Annotated in this window: 14 protein-coding genes and 1 riboswitch; of the genes, 10 read left to right on the forward strand and 4 right to left on the reverse strand. The window is 65.5% G+C overall.

Annotated elements, in window-relative coordinates; all coding sequences use genetic code 11:
* Positions 1 to 465: AMP-binding enzyme (locus BM190_RS00005; RefSeq protein ID WP_143108989.1), on the forward strand; the 465-nt coding region annotated here is incomplete at its 5' end.
* 435 nt (positions 466 to 900) lie between these two features.
* Entirely contained in the window at positions 901 to 1416 is a 516-nt protein-coding gene (locus tag BM190_RS00010) for a L,D-transpeptidase (protein WP_092251276.1), read from the forward strand.
* 56 nt (positions 1417 to 1472) lie between these two features.
* Here BM190_RS00010 and BM190_RS00015 read toward each other — a convergent pair whose 3' ends face one another.
* Positions 1473 to 2063, reverse strand: a complete 591-nt coding sequence (locus BM190_RS00015) for a thermonuclease family protein (RefSeq protein ID WP_092251278.1) — start codon at positions 2061 to 2063, stop codon at positions 1473 to 1475.
* A gap of 182 nt (positions 2064 to 2245) precedes the next feature.
* Here BM190_RS00015 and BM190_RS00020 point away from each other — a divergent pair, with 182 nt between their 5' ends.
* The 4 genes from BM190_RS00020 (at position 2246) to cysC (ending at position 8002) form a co-directional block, all read left to right on the forward strand.
* A complete protein-coding gene (locus BM190_RS00020; RefSeq protein ID WP_092251279.1) occupies positions 2246 to 3964 on the forward strand; it encodes a methyl-accepting chemotaxis protein in 1719 nt (572 codons plus the stop codon).
* A gap of 155 nt (positions 3965 to 4119) precedes the next feature.
* The gene (locus BM190_RS00025) at positions 4120 to 5139 is read left to right on the forward strand and encodes a sulfotransferase family protein (RefSeq protein WP_092251280.1); all 1020 of its coding nucleotides are present in this window, start codon (positions 4120 to 4122) and stop codon (positions 5137 to 5139) included.
* Positions 5140 to 5144: 5 nt separating this feature from the next.
* On the forward strand, positions 5145 to 6107 hold the full coding sequence (cysD, locus tag BM190_RS00030; RefSeq protein ID WP_092251892.1) for a sulfate adenylyltransferase subunit CysD: 963 nt from the start codon (positions 5145 to 5147) through the stop codon (positions 6105 to 6107).
* On the forward strand, positions 6107 to 8002 hold the full coding sequence (gene cysC / locus BM190_RS00035) for an adenylyl-sulfate kinase (RefSeq protein ID WP_092251282.1): 1896 nt from the start codon (positions 6107 to 6109) through the stop codon (positions 8000 to 8002). Before cysD ends, cysC begins: the two co-directional genes overlap by 1 nt.
* Before the next feature lie 50 nt (positions 8003 to 8052).
* On the opposite strand, the gene BM190_RS00040 is transcribed toward cysC, so the two are convergent.
* Complete coding sequence (locus BM190_RS00040) at positions 8053 to 8262, reverse strand: DUF1674 domain-containing protein (RefSeq protein WP_092251284.1); 210 nt, start codon at positions 8260 to 8262, stop codon at positions 8053 to 8055.
* Between the two features lie 189 nt (positions 8263 to 8451).
* On the opposite strand from BM190_RS00040, the gene BM190_RS00045 reads away from it, so the two are divergent.
* The 3 genes from BM190_RS00045 to purH all read left to right on the forward strand — a co-directional run bounded on the left by BM190_RS00045 (position 8452) and on the right by purH (position 13432).
* Entirely contained in the window at positions 8452 to 9798 is a 1347-nt protein-coding gene (locus BM190_RS00045; RefSeq protein WP_092251286.1) for an RsmB/NOP family class I SAM-dependent RNA methyltransferase, read from the forward strand.
* Positions 9799 to 9955: 157 nt separating this feature from the next.
* Positions 9956 to 11674 carry a heparinase II/III family protein gene (locus tag BM190_RS00050; RefSeq protein ID WP_177236830.1) on the forward strand — a complete coding sequence of 573 codons (1719 nt, stop codon included), beginning with the start codon at positions 9956 to 9958 and terminating at the stop codon, positions 11672 to 11674.
* 58 nt (positions 11675 to 11732) lie between these two features.
* A riboswitch (ZMP/ZTP riboswitch) is annotated at positions 11733 to 11814 on the forward strand.
* A gap of 25 nt (positions 11815 to 11839) precedes the next feature.
* Complete coding sequence (purH, locus tag BM190_RS00055; protein ID WP_092251288.1) at positions 11840 to 13432, forward strand: bifunctional phosphoribosylaminoimidazolecarboxamide formyltransferase/IMP cyclohydrolase; 1593 nt, start codon at positions 11840 to 11842, stop codon at positions 13430 to 13432.
* A 115-nt stretch (positions 13433 to 13547) separates the two neighbouring features.
* On the opposite strand, the gene BM190_RS00060 is transcribed toward purH, so the two are convergent.
* Entirely contained in the window at positions 13548 to 14933 is a 1386-nt protein-coding gene (locus BM190_RS00060; RefSeq protein WP_092251289.1) for an MFS transporter, read from the reverse strand.
* 100 nt (positions 14934 to 15033) lie between these two features.
* Here BM190_RS00060 and ggt point away from each other — a divergent pair, with 100 nt between their 5' ends.
* Positions 15034 to 16785, forward strand: coding sequence for a gamma-glutamyltransferase (ggt, locus tag BM190_RS00065; RefSeq protein WP_092251290.1), 1752 nt, complete (start codon positions 15034 to 15036; stop codon positions 16783 to 16785).
* Positions 16786 to 16920: 135 nt separating this feature from the next.
* Here the strand turns inward: ggt and BM190_RS00070 are convergent, their stop codons facing one another.
* Positions 16921 to 17586, reverse strand: coding sequence for a glutathione S-transferase family protein (locus tag BM190_RS00070; protein WP_018323586.1), 666 nt, complete (start codon positions 17584 to 17586; stop codon positions 16921 to 16923).
* Between the last annotated feature and the right edge of the window lie 26 nt (positions 17587 to 17612).

Genomic DNA, 17612 nt, shown 5'->3' on the forward strand with positions numbered 1-17612 from the left:
ACCGGCGACGGCTGCCGCCGCGACGCCGACGGCTATTACTGGATCACCGGCCGCGTCGACGACGTCATCAACGTGTCCGGCCACCGCATGGGCACCGCGGAAGTCGAGAGCGCGCTGGTGGCGCATGAGAAAGTCTCGGAGGCTGCAGTGGTCGGCTTCCCGCACGACATCAAGGGCCAGGGCATCTACGCCTATGTCACCTTGATGGCCGGCGTGCAGCCGACCGAGGACCTGCGCAAGGAGCTCGTCACCTGGGTGCGCAAGGAGATCGGCCCGATCGCATCCCCGGATCAAATCCAGTTCGCGCCGGGTCTGCCCAAGACCCGCTCCGGCAAAATCATGCGCCGCATCCTGCGCAAGATCGCCGAGGACGAACCGGGCAGCCTGGGCGATACCTCGACGCTGGCCGATCCCGCCGTGGTCGATGATCTCGTCAAGAACCGGCAGAACCGGAAGCCGGCGTAAGGCAAGCTCGTGCCCCGGACGCAGCGCAGCGCGCACTTCGCGGTGCGCTGCTGAGCCGGGGCCCATCGAGCCGCGCACGAAGAGAAGAACTGGGTGCCGGCTCTGCGGCGCACCGCTGCGCGCTGCGCCTTGTCCGGGACACGAGACTGCCTTTCACACCGAGGCCCCAAAACAACGGCCGTTCACATCCTCACGCACTCGTCAGCGGGCGGGCCGGTGCGGCCGCATCTTTCCCGCCGAGTGTTGTTTTCAGGTCATTTACTTTATTTCGAACATTTCCTTTGTTCCCCCTGCTGACTGGCCCTTGGCAGCCGTGCGTGGAAACCAACCGGTTAACGGGCGCGGTTAAGAATGTCCCCTGACAAGGACGTGGCCAGCTGGCGATTGCCGGTTCTGCGTAATTTTGGACGATCCGTTCGGGCTAGGGGAAAATCGATGTCGATTAGGATTGTAGTCGCGCTCGTCGCCACCATCGGGGCTGGGGTCTTGATGTCGACGGCGGCGCAGGCGCGGCCGGAAATGGTTGGGGCACATCTGGCCGACTATTCTCCGGGCACGATCGTGGTCAAAACCAGCGAGCGGCGGCTTTATCTCGTCCTCGATAACGGACACGCCGTGCGCTATCCGGTCGGCGTCGGCAAGTCCGGCAAGCAGTGGGCCGGCACCACCCGCATCGACGGCAAGTACCGCAATCCGGCCTGGTCGCCGCCCGCCGAGGTGAAGCGCGACAAGCCGAGCATCCCTGACGTCATTCCCGGCGGCTCGCCGCGCAACCCGATGGGCGTCGCGGCGATGACGCTGGCCGGCGGTGAATACGCCATCCACGGCACCAACGTGCCGGGCTCGATCGGCGGTTTCGTCTCCTATGGCTGCATCCGCATGCTCAACGATGACATCACCGATCTCTATGGCCGCGTCTCCGTCGGCACGACGGTGGTCGTGACGCGCTGATCGCCGGGATCAAGGCAAGACAAGAAAAGGCCGCGTCCGGAGACGCGGCTTTTTCGTTACCAGAAGCGCCAGCTGCGCGCGCACCAGCCGTCGCGATGGCCGCCGTTGTAGCTTCGCGCAAAACCGCCGGCGAGCAATGCCGCCGAAACGTTCGCAGTCCGCCGGGTCGCGACGTCGGCGAGAACGCGGCCGTATTTGTCAGGGCCGAGATTGGCGATCGTCACGTCGCCCTGACCGAGCAGATCGCGCAATGCGCGGGCCGCGGCTTCGGCCTTGTCCTGCTCCTCCCGGCAAGACGCTTTCATCTCGGGCGCGTCGATGCCGCGCAACCGAACCCGCACGACGAGATCGCGGCCGCCGCGCTGACGAACCCGCGCGAGAAAGGTGTCGCCGTCGACGGTGCGAATGACGTCGACCGGCTCGCGAACATCGGGATGGCGCGCTTGCTCGAGAACGATCTCGGCGTTCCGCGTGCGATCGCCATCCGTGTCCGGAATTAGCCAGCCCATTCCGTGGCGGAAGGTGAGCACGACGGCCAGCGCGATGCCCACCACGAACATCCACGGCAATAATCCGGAGAAGCGCCGACCGAACGGCGAGCCGCCGAATTGCGGCCGATAGGAATTGGGTCGGTCCTGGAAACGCATCAACTCACGCTAGGACAGAGTCGGGGGAACTCAAAGCACGAGCGCGCACATAGCGGAACCATGCAGGAAAATTCCATTGTCGGATACGTCGGCCGTAGTTCTACTGGAGATCCGCGAATATTACCCAAATCTCAATCATTGGTTGCGAATACCTGTTATACAGCAAAGCGAGGAGATGAGCGGTGGGGTCATTCAGGTTTCGCATTGGAACAAAGCTCGGCATCGTCACCGGCGTGAGCGTTGTGCTGGTCTGCGGCATGCTGACCAACCAGATGCTCGGCAACCGGTCGATCGCCGAATCCAATCGCCTGGTCACGATCAACTATCTCAACAAAGGCAATGCGCAAGCGGCGCAGACGGCAATGGCGCGGGCGCAGCTCGCAGCTCTCGAGATCAGCTCCGCCTCGTCAGCCGGAGAGGTTGACAAGCTCCTCGAGAATCTCCGCGCGCGAGCAGGCGAAGCCGGCGCGGAAATCGATGCGGCGACCGACCGGGCGACCCGCAAGGTCACCCAGGACGCCTATCGTGAGACCAAGAAATTCGTCGATGCGTATCTGGCCAGCGGCATTGAACTGGCGGGGGCGCAAAAGTCCGTCATTGGCGCCCCCTCCGGCGGCGCCAGGACTGCGGCAGACTCGACGAAGGCAACCATTCTCGCAGAGCGTATGCGTCCGGCAGCCCTGGAAGTCAGCAAACGGATCGACGATCTGGTCGGCGTTGCCAACGAATTCGCGGCGCGCCGCAAGGGCGAGATGCTGGCCGAACTCGACCGCGTCGCCACCTTCGCATTGATCGTCGGCGTCTTCGTCGTTCTGACGTTGATCGGGTCCGCCGTCTTTTCCGTGTCGAACATCGCCCGGCCGATCCGGCGCATCGGCGACGTGCTTCTCCAGCTCGCCGGCGGCAACAAGGCGGTCGAGATTCCCTACACGCGCCGCGGCGATGAGGTCGGCGACAACGCTCGCGCGGCTCAGACCTTCAAGGAAAACCTGATCCGTATCGAGCAGATGGAGGTCGAACAGAAGAATCAGGAAGCCGCTGCGGCCGCTCAGCGCAAGGAAGAAATGGCCCAGCTCGCCGGCGTGTTCGAAGCCGCGGTCGGCGGCATCATCGACTCCGTGTCAGCAGCCTCCCAGCAGCTCGAGGCAGCCGCCGGTACGCTGTCGGGAACCGCGGAAGAGACCCAGCAACTCTCCGGAATGGTCGCGGCGGCCTCGGAGGAAGCCTCCACCAATGTCGGAGCGGTCGCGTCCGCCGCCGAGGAAATGAGCACCTCGGTCGTCGAGATCGGCCGCCAGGTCCACGATTCCAGCCGCATCGCCAGCGAAGCGGTCAGGCAGGCGGAGCGCACCGACGTCCGGATCAATGAACTGCTCAAGGCGGCGGGCCGAATTGGCGACGTCGTCAAATTGATCACCGCGATTGCCGAACAGACCAACCTCCTGGCGCTGAACGCAACGATCGAGGCGGCGCGCGCCGGCGAATCCGGCCGCGGCTTTGCAGTCGTGGCGAGCGAGGTGAAGGCGCTCGCGGCGCAAACCGCGCGAGCGACCGAAGAGATCAGCGCGCAGATCGCCGGCATGCAATCGGCAACCGAGGACTCCGTCGGAGCGATCAAGGAAATCGGCGCGACCATCGCCCGCATTTCAGACATTTCGTCCACCATTGCAGCGACGATCGAAGAACAGGGTGCAGCGACGGCCGAGATTGCGCGCAACGTCAGCGAAGCCGCCAAGGGAACCGTCGAAGTCGCAGACAAGATCGCCCAGGTCAGTCATGGCGCGAGCGCGACCGGCGCGGCGTCGGGGCAGGTGTTGGCATCGGCGCGCTCGCTGTCGAGTGAAAGCAGCCTCTTGAAGACGGAAGTCGAGAAGTTCCTCACCACCGTGCGCGCGGCATGAAACGGCGTAGCGGCGACGAGCAGTTCTTCAATGCTCGTCGCATATGGATAGCGCCTCCGGGATTCCCCGGAATTGTCCGGCACCATGGACAACTGTAGGTTGGAAGAGATCTCACGAGCAATCGCTCGTGGAACTCCCTGCAGTGGGCCCCCGACATGAACATCGACGCAATTTCCGCCGATTCGCTCGAACGAATGGCCGATCTCGTTCGGCAGCAGCACAGTTCCCTCGACACCATGCTGCTGTCCCCAGTGGGCGAATTCCAGACCAGAGCCGTCGCGCTCGCGACGTTGATGCGTGAAGTGACGGACTGCCTCGCCGAGGATTTCCTGCATCGTCCGGCGCAGGACTTTCCGATGCTCTATTTTGCATGCGGCAAGGCCAGAGTCGGATCGACCGCCCTCAGCAATCTGTTCGGCATGACCGGCATGCCTTCATATTATCAACCGCTGAAGGCGATCCTGCGCGACGCGCTCGTCGGCCGCCCGCTGGCGCCCTGGATCATCCCCTCGGCAAGCGACGAGCCGCACATCTTCAGCAAGGAAACGATCGGGCCCTACGTCCTTGCCGAGAGCTTGTTCAATCCGCTGCAGCTCTTGGTGGAGGCAGGCTATCCGCGCCACCGTCTGCATCTCATCATGCTCGACCGCGAGCCGGCGAGTTCGCTGGCGTCATGGCTCGAGAAGCTGATTTCGCGCGCGCCCGAAGACACATTGCTGCGGCACTATGTCGTTGCCGCACTGAGCGCGGCCCGCGTCGCAAGTTACGCGCAACAACACGGCGTTCCCGTCACGCACTACGTCTACGAGGTAAGCAAGGAGGCGCTGTCGTCGGTGCGCGTCTTGTTCGACCGCCTCGGCCTTTCGAACAGCTTTACCGAGAATGCCGTGACGTCATGGCAGGAACCGGGAGACGCGCAAGCAAACAACGCGCGCGTCATCTTCCCGAGCGAAGCGACGATCTACAAGGTGCCCAATCTGCACACCTCCGATAGCGCCTATCGCTACCAGCGTCGCGCGACGGCCTCGATGAGCGAAGCTCAGCTGGAGATTCTGGAGCGCTGCGGGGTCAATGACGCCTATCGAGCTTCGGTCGCGGCGTGCGTCCGCGACCTCGGCCTGAATGCCGCAACGTCGGCGCATCTGTTCGGCGAATGGTTCGCCGAGGCCGCGTGATCAGCATGCTGGACATTCCCACGAGCACCGAGCCCGCCCTCCTTGAAAGAACCGGCCGCGAGCCGCTTCACGCCGCCAGTCATCTCCGGCGCCTGGAGGCGGAAAGCATCCACATCTTGCGGGAGACGGCGGCCGAATTCCGCAAGCCGGTGATGCTGTATTCGATCGGCAAGGACTCCTCGGTGCTACTGCACCTGGCGATGAAGGCCTTTCATCCCGGCAAGCCGCCGTTTCCGCTGCTGCATGTCGACACGACATGGAAATTCCGCGAGATGATCGCGTTTCGCGACCGCCGCGCGCGCGAACTCGGCATCGACCTGATCGTCCATACCAACAATGACGGCTTGAGCCAGGGCATCGACCCCTTCACCCACGGCTCAGCCCGCTACACCGACGTTATGAAGACGCAGGCGTTGCGGCAGGCGCTGGACCTCCACGGCTTCGACGCCGCGATCGGAGGCGCGCGGCGCGACGAGGAGAAATCGCGCGCCAAGGAGCGCGTGTTCTCGCACCGGAGCGCGGCACATCGCTGGGATCCGAAGAACCAGCGGCCCGAGCTGTGGAGCCTGTACAACACGATGCTGGCGCCCGGCGAGAGCATGCGGGTGTTTCCGCTGTCGAACTGGACCGAGCTCGACGTCTGGGACTACCTCCTCGCCGAGGACATCCCGATCGTTCCGCTCTATCTGGCGGCTTCGCGCCCGGTGGTCGAGCGCGACGGCGCGCTGATCATGGTGGACGACGAACGGATGCCGCTGCTTGCAGGCGAAGAGCCGCGATGGCGCTCCGTCAGGTTTCGCACCCTCGGCTGCTATCCGCTCAGCGGCGCCACGGTCTCGACCGCGGCAACATTGCCAGAGATCGTGCTCGAGATGATGGCGTCGCGCACCTCCGAGCGGCAGGGACGCATGATCGACCGGGACAGTCCCGCATCGATGGAGCGCAAGAAAGCGCAAGGCTACTTCTGATGTCCTATCACGAGGCCCCCACGATCGCCGCCTCCGATGCGCCGCGGCTCGAACAGGATGATCGTCCGACGCTGCGTTTCGTCACTTGCGGCAGCGTCGACGACGGCAAGAGCACGCTGGTTGGCCGGCTGCTCTACGATTCCAAGACGCTGCTCGACGATCAGATCGACGCGCTGGCGTCCGAAAGCCGGACGATCGGCACCACCGGTGGCGATTTCGATTTCGCGCTGCTGGTCGACGGCTTGCAGGCCGAGCGCGAGCAGGGCATCACGATCGACGTCGCCTACCGCTTCTTCGCGACCAAGCTGCGCCGCTTCATCGTCGCCGACACGCCGGGGCATGCGCAGTACACGCGCAACATGGCGACCGGCGCCTCCAACGCCGAACTTGCCGTGGTGCTGGTCGATGCCCGCAAGGGCGTGATCACGCAGACGCGGCGCCACAGCCACATCCTGTCGCTGTTGGGTATCCGTCACGTCGTGCTCGCCGTGAACAAGATGGACCTGATCGGATTCGACGGGGATCGCTTTGCGGCCATCACTGCCGAATACCTGACCATGGCCGGACAGCTCGGAATCCCGCAGGTCCAGTGCATTCCGGTCGTCGCACGCGACGGCGACAACATCGTCACGGCCAGCGCGCGGATGCCCTGGTACACCGGGCCGACGGTGACGGCCTATCTGGAATCGGTCGACGTTTCCGGCGATGTCTCGCAGCGGCCGTTCCGGTTGCCGGTGCAATGGGTCAACCGGCCGCATGCGGAGTTTCGCGGCTTCTGCGGCCGGATCGCCAGCGGAACGATCGCGACCGGCGAGACCATCACCGTGCAGCCCTCGGGCCGCCAGACGCGCATCGCGCGCATTCTCACGCCCGGCGGCGAGCGCGATCGGGCTGCGGCGGGCGAATCGGTGACGCTCACATTGACCGACGAGATCGACGTCAGTCGCGGCGACGTTCTGACGGCGGGACCCGCGCCACAGGTCTCCGATCAACTGGCGGCGCATCTGGTCTGGTTCGACGACGAGGCCATGGTCGCGGGCCGTCGCTATTTGCTCAAATGCGGCGCGGCCTCGACCGGCGCGGTGATCACGACGCTCAAGCACCGCATCGCCATCGACACCATGGCGCATGAAAACGCCGCCACGCTCGACGCCAACCAGATCGGCTACGCCCATCTCAGCCTCGACCGTCCCTTGGTGTTCGAGGCCTATCGCGACGACCGCGACATGGGCAGCTTCATTCTCGTCGATCCGATCAGCCACCGCACCGCCGCAGCGGGAATGATCGACCTCTCGCTCCGCCGCGCCACCAACATTCATTGGCAACGGCTTGCCGTCGACAAATCCGTGCGGGCGCGGCTGAAGCAGCAGCGGCCCTGCGTGCTCTGGTTCACAGGGCTGAGCGGTGCCGGCAAATCGACAATCGCCGATCTCGTCGATCGCAGGCTTGCCGAACTCGGACGCCACGCCGTACTGCTCGACGGCGACAATCTCCGTCACGGCATCAACCGCGACCTCGGCTTCTCCACCGCGGACAGGGCGGAGAACGTCCGACGCACCGCGGAGATCGCGGCGCTGTTCGTCGACGCCGGCATGATCGCGCTGGTCGCGCTGATCTCACCGTTCCGCAGCGAGCGCGAGCTGGCGCGCGGGCGGGTCGAGACAGGCGAGTTCATTGAGATCCATGTCGCGACCCCGCTCGCCGAATGTGAGCATCGCGATCCCAAGGGGCTCTATCGCAAGGCACGGGCGGGAGAGCTGCCGTCGTTCACCGGCATCGATCATCCCTACGAGACGCCGCAGGCGCCGGAGATCACCGTCGACACGTCAGAAATGTCGACTGACGCGGCCTGCGAGCGCATCATCCGCTATCTCAGGGAGAATGATTACCTTTAGTGGCAAGACCTTTAGCAGCAAAGGCGGACAGCCTTCGGACCGGCGATCGCTCAGAAGTCGGAGGCGATGCCCTTGCGCTCCCAGTCGCCGTAGCGGGTCGGCTCGGGTCCCTTGGGCCCCTGCAATTCCTTCGGCGCCGCCTTGCCGTCCTCCTTGGCCTGCACGGCCGCGGCCTGCCGGCGCGCCTCGGCTTCGGCCAGCGCGCGCTTGGCTGCCGGCGTGAGCTGTTTGCGGTCGGAAACGGGAGACTGGTCACTCATCGTCAGGCTTTCTAGCGCAGGACGAGCCGCAACGCGATGTCCAATAACGCATTCCTGAAATCGGCCCGGAAGGGCTGAAAAAGCCGGAAGCGATTCTTACATTTGGCATATTCGCGTGCCAGAGATTGGGTTCTCAAGGCATGCGCCCATTGCGGCGGAACTGCCGCTCGCTCAGAACCTTGCTTCCGCATGCCATCTCAACGTTTCGCCCCTCCGTCCGAAGTGCCCGGTCTCGCGGCGCGACGGATTGCCGCCGACATCGTCGACGGCGTGCTGCACAAGCACCGCACGCTCGATGACCAACTCGACGGCAGCGGCGCCCATCCCGGACTGAAGACGCTGGCCGACCGCGACCGCGCGCTGATGCGGCGCCTGGTCGCCACGGTGCTGCGCCGGCTCGGCACGCTCGGCCATGTGCTGTCCCGCCTGCTCGACAAGGGCATCCCCTCCGATGCGCCGCGCGCGCAAAGCGCGCTCCTGATCGGCGCGGCGCAGATCCTCTGGATGGACGTGCCGGATCACGCGGCCGTCGACCTCTCCGTTCGCCTGGTGCAATCCGACCGGCGCGCCGCGCGCTATGCCGGCCTCGTCAATGCCGTGCTGCGCCGCTGCGCGCGCGAGGGCACGGCGCTGGTCGAGGAGGTCGCCGCGCAATCGCTGGATCTGCCGCCATGGCTGCTCGCGCGCTGGAGCGCGCATTATGGCGAAGCAACCGCAAGGGAGATGGCGCTGGCGCTCGGCCACGAGCCGTCGCTCGATCTCACGGTGAAATCCGATGCCGCGCAATGGGCGAGCCGCCTGCACGGCGAGACGCTGCCGACCGGGACGGTGCGGATGCTGCTGCACGGCTCGGTGACCATGCTGCCCGGCTTTGCCGAGGGACAATGGTGGGTGCAGGACGCCGCCGCCGCGCTGCCGGCCCTGCTGTTCGGCGACGTCAAGGGCAAGTCCATTGCCGATCTCTGCGCCGCCCCCGGCGGCAAGACCGCGCAACTGGTGCATGCCGGCGCGCATGTCACGGCGATTGACCGCTCGCCAGCCCGGGTGACGCGGCTGCGTGAAAACCTGGCGCGGCTGTCGCTCCAGGCCGAGACCGTCGTCGCTGACGCCGTGGAATGGGCCGGCCCTGCCGAAGGCTTCGACGGTATTTTGATCGATGCGCCCTGCACCTCGACCGGCACGATCCGCCGTCATCCCGATGTGGCATGGCTGCGGCAGGAATCCGATGTCACCGCCATGACTGTGCTGCAGCAGCGGCTGCTGCGAAAATCGGTATCGTTGCTCAAGCCGGGCGGCACGCTGGTCTACTGTACCTGCTCGCTGGAACCCGAAGAGGGCGAGCAGGCCGTGGCCACGCTGCTGGCAAGCGAACCCGCGCTTCGCCGCGTCCCGATCGAGGCGTCGGAAGTCGCGGGCCTCGACGAAATCATCACAGGGGACGGCGATCTGCGCACCCTGCCCAGCCATCTGCCGAACGCCGATCCCAAGCTCGGCGGGCTCGACGGGTTTTTCGCGACCCGGCTCATTAAATCCTGATTTTGCACCGGATTTTGCGGCCGCGACGCTGATTCGCACACGTTCAAGGTGGTGTCAGACGTCCGATTTTGGGATTAATAGGGATTCGTCGGAATCCTCTCCCCCTTCAAGGCAAAGCGTGTCGGTCGCTCAACGCAGACGTATCTCGACGCTGGTCATGAACCGCTTCGCGCGGAACATGCTCGCGCGCGCGAGCGGCGGTTCCGTTGCGCTGTCGCGGGTCTGGCCCGGCCGCACCGACCGGCTGATCATCGCGCCGCATGATCTGCGCACCGCGGATGCGACTCGCGCCGCTGAAATCTATGCCGGCCGCTTCGTCTTCGCCGGCAAGATCGTCAATTGCCACGGCCGTTCGATCTTCGATCTCGAGCCGCCGTCGGAGGATTGGGAAGTCGCGCTGCTCGGCTTCGGCTGGCTGCGCCATTTGCGCGCCGCCGACACCGCGCTGACACGGGCGAATGCGCGCGCGCTGATCGAGGACTGGATCGCCAACCCCGCCAACAAGCGCCGGCCGGTCGCCCGACGTGCCGACGTGCTGGCCCGGCGCGTGATCTCGCTGCTGTCGCAGGCGCCGTTGGTGCTCAACGAGACCGACAACAAGTTCTACCGCCGTTACCTGCGCGCCCTCGCGCGCGAGATCCGCTTCCTGCGCTACACCATGGTCAACATTCCCGACGGGGTGCCGAAGCTCCAGGTGCTGATGGCGCTGTGCTACGCGGCCTTGTGCCTTGCCAACCAGGCGGGCCAAATCCGCAGCGCATCGAAGAAGCTGTCGGACGAATTGCAGCGGCAGATCCTGCCCGACGGCGGACACATCTCGCGCAATCCGGGGGCGCTGATTGAACTCCTGATCGACCTGCTGCCGCTGCGGCAGACGTTTGCTGCGCGCAACATCGCACCGCCACCGGCGCTGCTCAACGCGATCGACCGCATGATGCCGATGCTGCGCTTCTTCCGCCACGGCGACGGAAATTTCGCGCTGTTCAACGGCATGAGCGCGACATCGTCCGACCTGCTCGCAACGCTGCTCGCCTATGACGACACCCACGGCGCGCCGATGGCAAACATGCCGCATACCGGCTTTCAGCGCCTCGATGCCGGCCAGACCACTGTGATCATCGACACCGGCCCGCCGCCGCCAGCCGGCGTCAGCCACGATGCCCACGCCGGCTGCCTGTCGTTCGAACTGTCTTCCGGCATCAGCCGCATCGTCACCAATTGCGGCATGCCGACCACGGGCCGCGACAATTGGCGGCCGTTCGCCCGCGGCACCGCGGCGCATTCGACGCTGACCTATCACGATACTTCGTCGTGCCAGTTCGTCGAGATGTCGGCGATGAAGCGGCTCCTGCACGGCTCGCCGGTCACGAGCGGGCCCGTCGGGGTCGAGAGCTATCGCGAGATCGTGCAGAACGGCACGCTGCTGACGACCTCGCATGACGGCTATCTTTCCAAATTCGGCGCGATCCACCGCCGCGTGCTGATGATCGCCAATGATGGTGCGCGCATCGACGGCGAGGACACGCTGTCGCCGCCGCAGGGCGGACGCTTCAAGGGCGCCGACGCTGACTTTGCGCTGCGCTTCCATCTGCATCCGGCAGTGAAGGCGAGCCGGCTGTCGGATGCGCGCGGCGTCATGCTGATGCTGCCGAACCGCGACGTCTGGACCTTCGAGGCGCTCGACGACAAGGTCGACCTCGAGGACAGCGTGTTCCTGGCCGGCAATGACGGGCCGCGCCGCACTGCCCAGATCGTGATCCGGCAGGACGCGAGGCAGGCGCCTTCGATCCGCTGGAGCTTTGTCCGCTCCACGGCATCGCCGACCGTCACCAATGCCCGCCGCAACGCCCGGCGCGAACCGGAACTTCCGCTGTAAACGCACGGATTCAGCCCTATCTGATCGTTGTGAAGCACGCCGAAAACTGCTATCGAGCCCTCGCTCGCGCGACTGGCGACCTTGGATGGAGCACCATCGGGAAGCGCGACACATATCTGCCGCGCGCCTGGGCATAGACACTCCTTACGACAGAGGATCTTGCTCATGACTGACCATCCCCGCCGCGTCACCCGCGCGCTTCTTTCCGTCTCCGACAAAACCGGCCTGATCGAATTCGCAAAGGCGCTCGCCGCCCATGATGTCGAGCTGGTTTCGACCGGCGGCACGGCAAAAGCGATCGCCGCGGCCGGCCTCAAGGTGAAGGACGTCTCCGACCTCACCGGCTTCCCCGAGATGATGGACGGTCGCGTCAAGACCTTGCATCCGAAGGTGCATGGCGGCCTGCTCGCGATCCGCGACAATAAGGAGCACGCGGACGCGATGAAGGCGCACGGCATCGCGCCGATCGATCTTCTCGTCGTCAATCTCTATCCGTTCGAGGCGACCGTCGACAAAGGCGCCGGCTTCGAGGATTGCATCGAGAATATCGACATTGGCGGCCCCGCGATGATCCGCGCCGCCGCGAAGAACCATGATGACGTCGCCGTTGTCGTCGAGGCAGATGACTACAAGGCCGTGCTCGACGAGCTCGCCGCCAACAAGGGCGCGACCACGCTGAAACTGCGGCGGCGGCTTGCCGCGAAGGCCTATGCGCGCACCGGCGCTTACGATGCCGCGATCTCGAACTGGTTCAATCGCCAGCTCGAGATCGACGCGCCCGACTTCCGTGCCTTCGGCGGCAAGTTGATCCAGTCGCTGCGCTACGGCGAGAACCCGCACCAGACCGCGGCCTTCTACGCGACCCCCGACAAGCGCCCGGGCGTCTCCACCGCACGGCAGCTCCAGGGCAAGGAGCTCTCCTACAACAACATCAACGACACTGACGCCGCCTATGAATGCATCGGTGAGTTCGACGCCAGACGCACCGCCGCCTGCGTCATCGTCAAGCACGCCAACCCCTGCGGCGTCGCGGAGGGATCGAACCTCGTCGACGCCTATCGCAAGGCGCTGGCCTGCGATTCCACCTCGGCCTTCGGCGGCATCATCGCGATGAATCGTCCGCTGGACGCAGATACGGCCCGCGAGATCACAAAGATCTTCACCGAGGTGATCATCGCGCCCGACGCCACCGAGGAGGCGATCGCCATCATCGGCGGCAAGAAGAACCTCCGCCTCCTGCTCGCCGGCAGCCTGCCCGATCCGCGCGCGCCTGGCATCACCGCCAAGACGGTCGCCGGCGGCCTGCTGGTGCAGAGCCGCGACAACGCCGTCGTCGACGACATGACGTTCAAGATCGTGACCAAGCGTGCGCCGACCGACGCTGAAATGCGTGACCTCAAGTTTGCGTTCCGGGTCGCAAAACACGTCAAGTCCAACACCATCATCTACGCCAAGGATCTCGCCACCGTCGGCATCGGCGCCGGCCAGATGAGCCGGGTGGATTCGGCGCGCATCGCCGCGCGCAAGGCCCAGGATGCGGCGAGCGAGCTGAAGCTCGCCGAGCCGCTCACCAAGGGCTCGGTGGTGGCGTCAGATGCGTTCTTCCCCTTCGCCGACGGCATGCTCGCCTGCATCGAGGCCGGCGCCACCGCGGTGGTGCAGCCCGGCGGCTCGATGCGCGACGACGAGGTGATCAAGGCCGCCGACGAGCACGGCATCGCCATGGTGTTCACGGGCACGCGGCATTTCCGGCACTGAGCCTTTCACCACAAGCGTAGCCCGGATGGAGCGCAGCGAAATCCGGGTCAGCGCCTCTACGGAAACAGGTTTCCCGGATTGCGCTGCGCTTCATCCGGGCTACGAAGGCCCGCGGCTAATCCCGCACCCGCATCAACAGCCCCAGCCCAGCGACGAAGAACACCACCAGCACGGCCATGCCGGCCTTCTGGCTCGCGGTCACCGCCGTGATCGTGCCGATCAGCAACGGTCCGATGAAGGACGTCACCTTTCCGGTCAGCGCGAACAGGCCGAAATACTGCGCGATGCGGTCCTTCGGAGCGAGGTGAATCAGCAGCGTGCGTGAGGCCGCCTGGAGGGGGCCGCCGGCCGCACCGATGAAGCAGCCCAGCACGAGATAGGCGCGCTCGGCCGCGCTCGAGAACAAGGGAGCGTCTGCTTGCGGCGGCGCGACCTTGATGAACAACACACTGTCCTTGTCGACCAGGAGAATCGCCGCCACGGACAGCAGCAGCACGAGCAAGCTGCCGGCGATGACGCGCTTCGGCCCGAGACGATCATCCAGCTTGCCGCCGAACCATGCGCCAAATGCGCCGGCAATCGCGAGCATGATGCCGAAGGTGCCGATCTGGATGGTGTGCCAGCCGAAGGTGCCCGCGGCATAGATGCCGCCGAAGGCGAACAGCGACACCAGACCATCCGTATAGATCATATTGGCGAGCAGAAATGCCGCCAGCGATCTCTGCTGCGGCAAGCCTCTGATCGATTGCCTCAGCTCCCACAGCCCCTCGCGCAACGCCTCGCGCACCGGGCGCTTCGCCGGATAATCCGGCGTGAACAGGAACAGCGGTGTCACGAAGACGATGAACCACAGCCCGGTCAGCGGCCCCACAATGCGATCGCCCTGATGGCTGACCGGATCGAGCCCGAATAGCGGCGTGAAGCCCAGCAATGTGCGGCCGGTCTGCGGGTTGGCCGCGAGGAAGCCGAGCACGATGATCAGGCTGACGATCCCGCCGACATAGCCGGTGGCCCAGCCGGTGCCGGAGAGCCGTCCGATCCGCTCCGGCGGCACCAGCGTCGGCATCATCGCATTGTTGAAGAGGGTGGCGAATTCCGCGCCGACGCTGGCGAGCGCGACTGCGGTGAGCAGGGGCGGAATGATGGAGGGATCGCCGGGCTTGCCGATCCACAGCGTGCAGGATGCCGCCACCAGCAGCGCACCGAACCCCGCGATCCACGGCTTCCGGCGGCCCGAGGCGTCCGCGATGGCCCCCAGCACCGGCGACATCAACGCGATCGCAAGGCCCGCGGCCGCCATCGCAAATCCCCACAGCGATTGGCCGGTGGCGGGGTTCGGCGCAATGCTGGTGGCGAAATAGGGCGCGAACACGAAGGTCGTGATCAGCGTGAAATACGGCTGCGCGGCCCAGTCGAAGAAAATCCAGCTGACGACGGCGGCGCGCGGCGGATAGGTCCGCGCCACGCCGGCCATGCGCACATCCGGGGCGATCGTCGTCATCGCGCAGTCCTCATCACGAACAGTTTTGCCTCTCTTGGGGCAAACCGTATAGCATTGCAGCGAGGCATGTGAACTGGTTCGAAGCCACGGCGGAAGCTTGATGATGTCGTCATATTCGACAAGGCGGACATTTTTCGCCTTCATAGCCGCCCTGGCGTTTGGTCTGTCACCGGCAGCCGCCCAGGATGCGCGACGGGCCTATGTCCCAGCCGCGCCTGACACGGTACGCGCCGTCGCCGCCGAGCACGGCATGGTCGTAGCGCAGGAGAAGATATCCGCGCAGATCGGTGCCGATATCCTGCGGAGCGGTGGCAATGCGGTCGATGCTGCGGTCGCGACCGGCTTTGCAATGGCCGTGACCTATCCGCGTGCCGGCAATATCGGCGGCGGCGGCTTCATGGTGATCCATTCCGCGGACCGCAACGAAGACATCACGATCGATTACCGCGAGACGGCGCCGGCGGCGACCACGCCGCAAATCTTCCTCGGCGCCGACGGCAAGCCCGATATTGCGAAGTCACGGGATTCCGCGCTCGGCGTCGGCGTCCCCGGCACGGTTGCCGGTCTTTCCCTCGCGCTGGAAAAATACGGCTCCGGCCAGTTCACGCTGGCTCAATTGCTCGCGCCCGCCATCGCGCTGGCCCGCGACGGCTTCGTCGTCGGTGACGACATGGCCGACACGATGCCGGCCTGGCACCGGCGGCTGGCTCGCTGGCCGTCTTCGGCCAAAATCTTCTCGCGGCCCGACGGCACGCCGATCGGTGAAGGCGACAGGCTGGTGCAGGGCGATCTCGCTGAAACGCTGTCGGCCGTCGCCGCACTGGGGCCACGCGGCTTCTATGAGGGACCGGTCGCGGATAAGCTCGCCAAGGCCGTGGCGGACGCCGGCGGCATCATGACGCCAGCCGATTTGAAGGCCTATCAGGCCGTGACCCGCACGCCGGTGCGCGGCACCTATCGCGGCTATGACATCGTGTCGATGCCGCTGCCTTCGTCGGGCGGCGTCGTGCTGGTGGAGACGCTCAACATCCTCGAGGGCTTTCAGCTTGCCGATCTGAAGCAGGGATCGCCGGCATCGCTGCATCTTCTGATCGAGGCCATGAAGCGCGCCTATGCGGATCGCGCGCGCTATCTCGGCGACCCCGCCTTCGTCAACGCACCGATCGAGACGCTCGTCGCGAAGGACTACGCCGCCAAGCTGCGCGCCGGCATCTCCGCCGAGCGCGCCACGCCGTCAAAGGAGCTCGTTTCCGCGGCTCCCTCGCCGCGCGAGGGCAGCAACACCACGCATTTCTCCGTCGTCGATGGACGCGGCAATGCCGTCAGCAACACCTATACGCTGAACTTCAGCTACGGCGTGGGCCTCGTTGCCGACGGCACCGGCGTGCTGCTCAACAACGAGCTCGACGATTTCACCGCCGCAATCGGCGCCTCCAATGCCTACGGTCTCGTTGGCTTCGAGGCCAATCTGCCGGGCCCCGGCAAGCGGCCGCTGTCCTCGATGTCACCGACCATCGTGCTGAAGGACGGCAAGCCGGTGCTGGTGACGGGCTCGCCCGGCGGCAGCCGCATCATTTCAAGCGTGTTGCAGGTCGTCGTCAACGTGCTCGACTACAAGATGGATGTTGCGGCCGCCGTCGCAGCGCCACGGCTGCATCACCAATGGTTGCCCGATGAAGTGCGTGTCGAGAGCGGCTTTCCCAGCGATGTTCTGGATAAGCTGAAGGCGATGGGCCACGTCATCGTCGAGCCGATGGGGCAGACGTCGGTCAATTCGATTGTCGTGACACCCAACGGACCGCTCGGCGCGCCCGATCCGCGCACGCGGGGCGCAGAAGCTGCGGGGCAGTAACAACGTCATCTGCATGGCACGGGAGCGCGGATCCGCTAGCTCTCGCTGTCACGCGTGCTATCGCGACATGAACACGCCGGAGCGCCGGACGTACTGGGCCTACGCGGCGGGCTAGGCGCTCGACGGCATGACTAACTACCGTCCCACCTGGTATGGCCCGCCCTTTTCAAGCGCGCGCGCATAGGCCGGGCGCGCGTGGATGCGCTCGAGAAACGCCATCGCCTTGGGATGGCCCTGCTCGAGCCCGCCGCGCGCTTGCGCCGCTTCCAGCGGAAAGCTCATCTGGATGTCGGCTGCGGTGAATTCGTTGCCGGCAAACCATTCGCTCTTGCCGAGCTCGCCTTCCCAGTAATCCATGTGCTGCTTGAGCTGCGGGTTGACCAGCGTGGTGAGCGCCTGGTTCGAGACCTTGCGCACCAGCGGACGAAGCAGCGCAGGCGCGCGCTTCGGCATCAGCGTGAACAGCAGCTTCAGCAGCAACGGCTGCATCGCAGACCCTTCGGCATAATGCAGCCAATAGGTGAAGCGCAGCCGCTCCGGCGTGTTCGGCGGCGGAATCAGCCGGCCGTTGCCATAGGTCGCGATGAGATATTCGATGATCGCGCCGGACTCGGCGATGGTGTTGCCGTTGTCGGTGATGACGGGCGACTTGCCGAGTGGATGAATGGCGCGCAGCTCCATCGGCGCGCGCATGTCCGGCTGGCGCTGATAGCGCACGATCTCGTAGGGCACGCCCAACTCTTCGAGCAGCCACAGCACGCGCTGCGAGCGGGAATTGTTGAGGTGGTGAACGGTCAGCATTGGCGAGGTCCCCGGGGCTAGGCGTG

It is taken from the genome of Bradyrhizobium sp. Rc3b, from assembly GCF_900114915.1.
Lineage (GTDB): Bacteria > Pseudomonadota > Alphaproteobacteria > Rhizobiales > Xanthobacteraceae > Bradyrhizobium.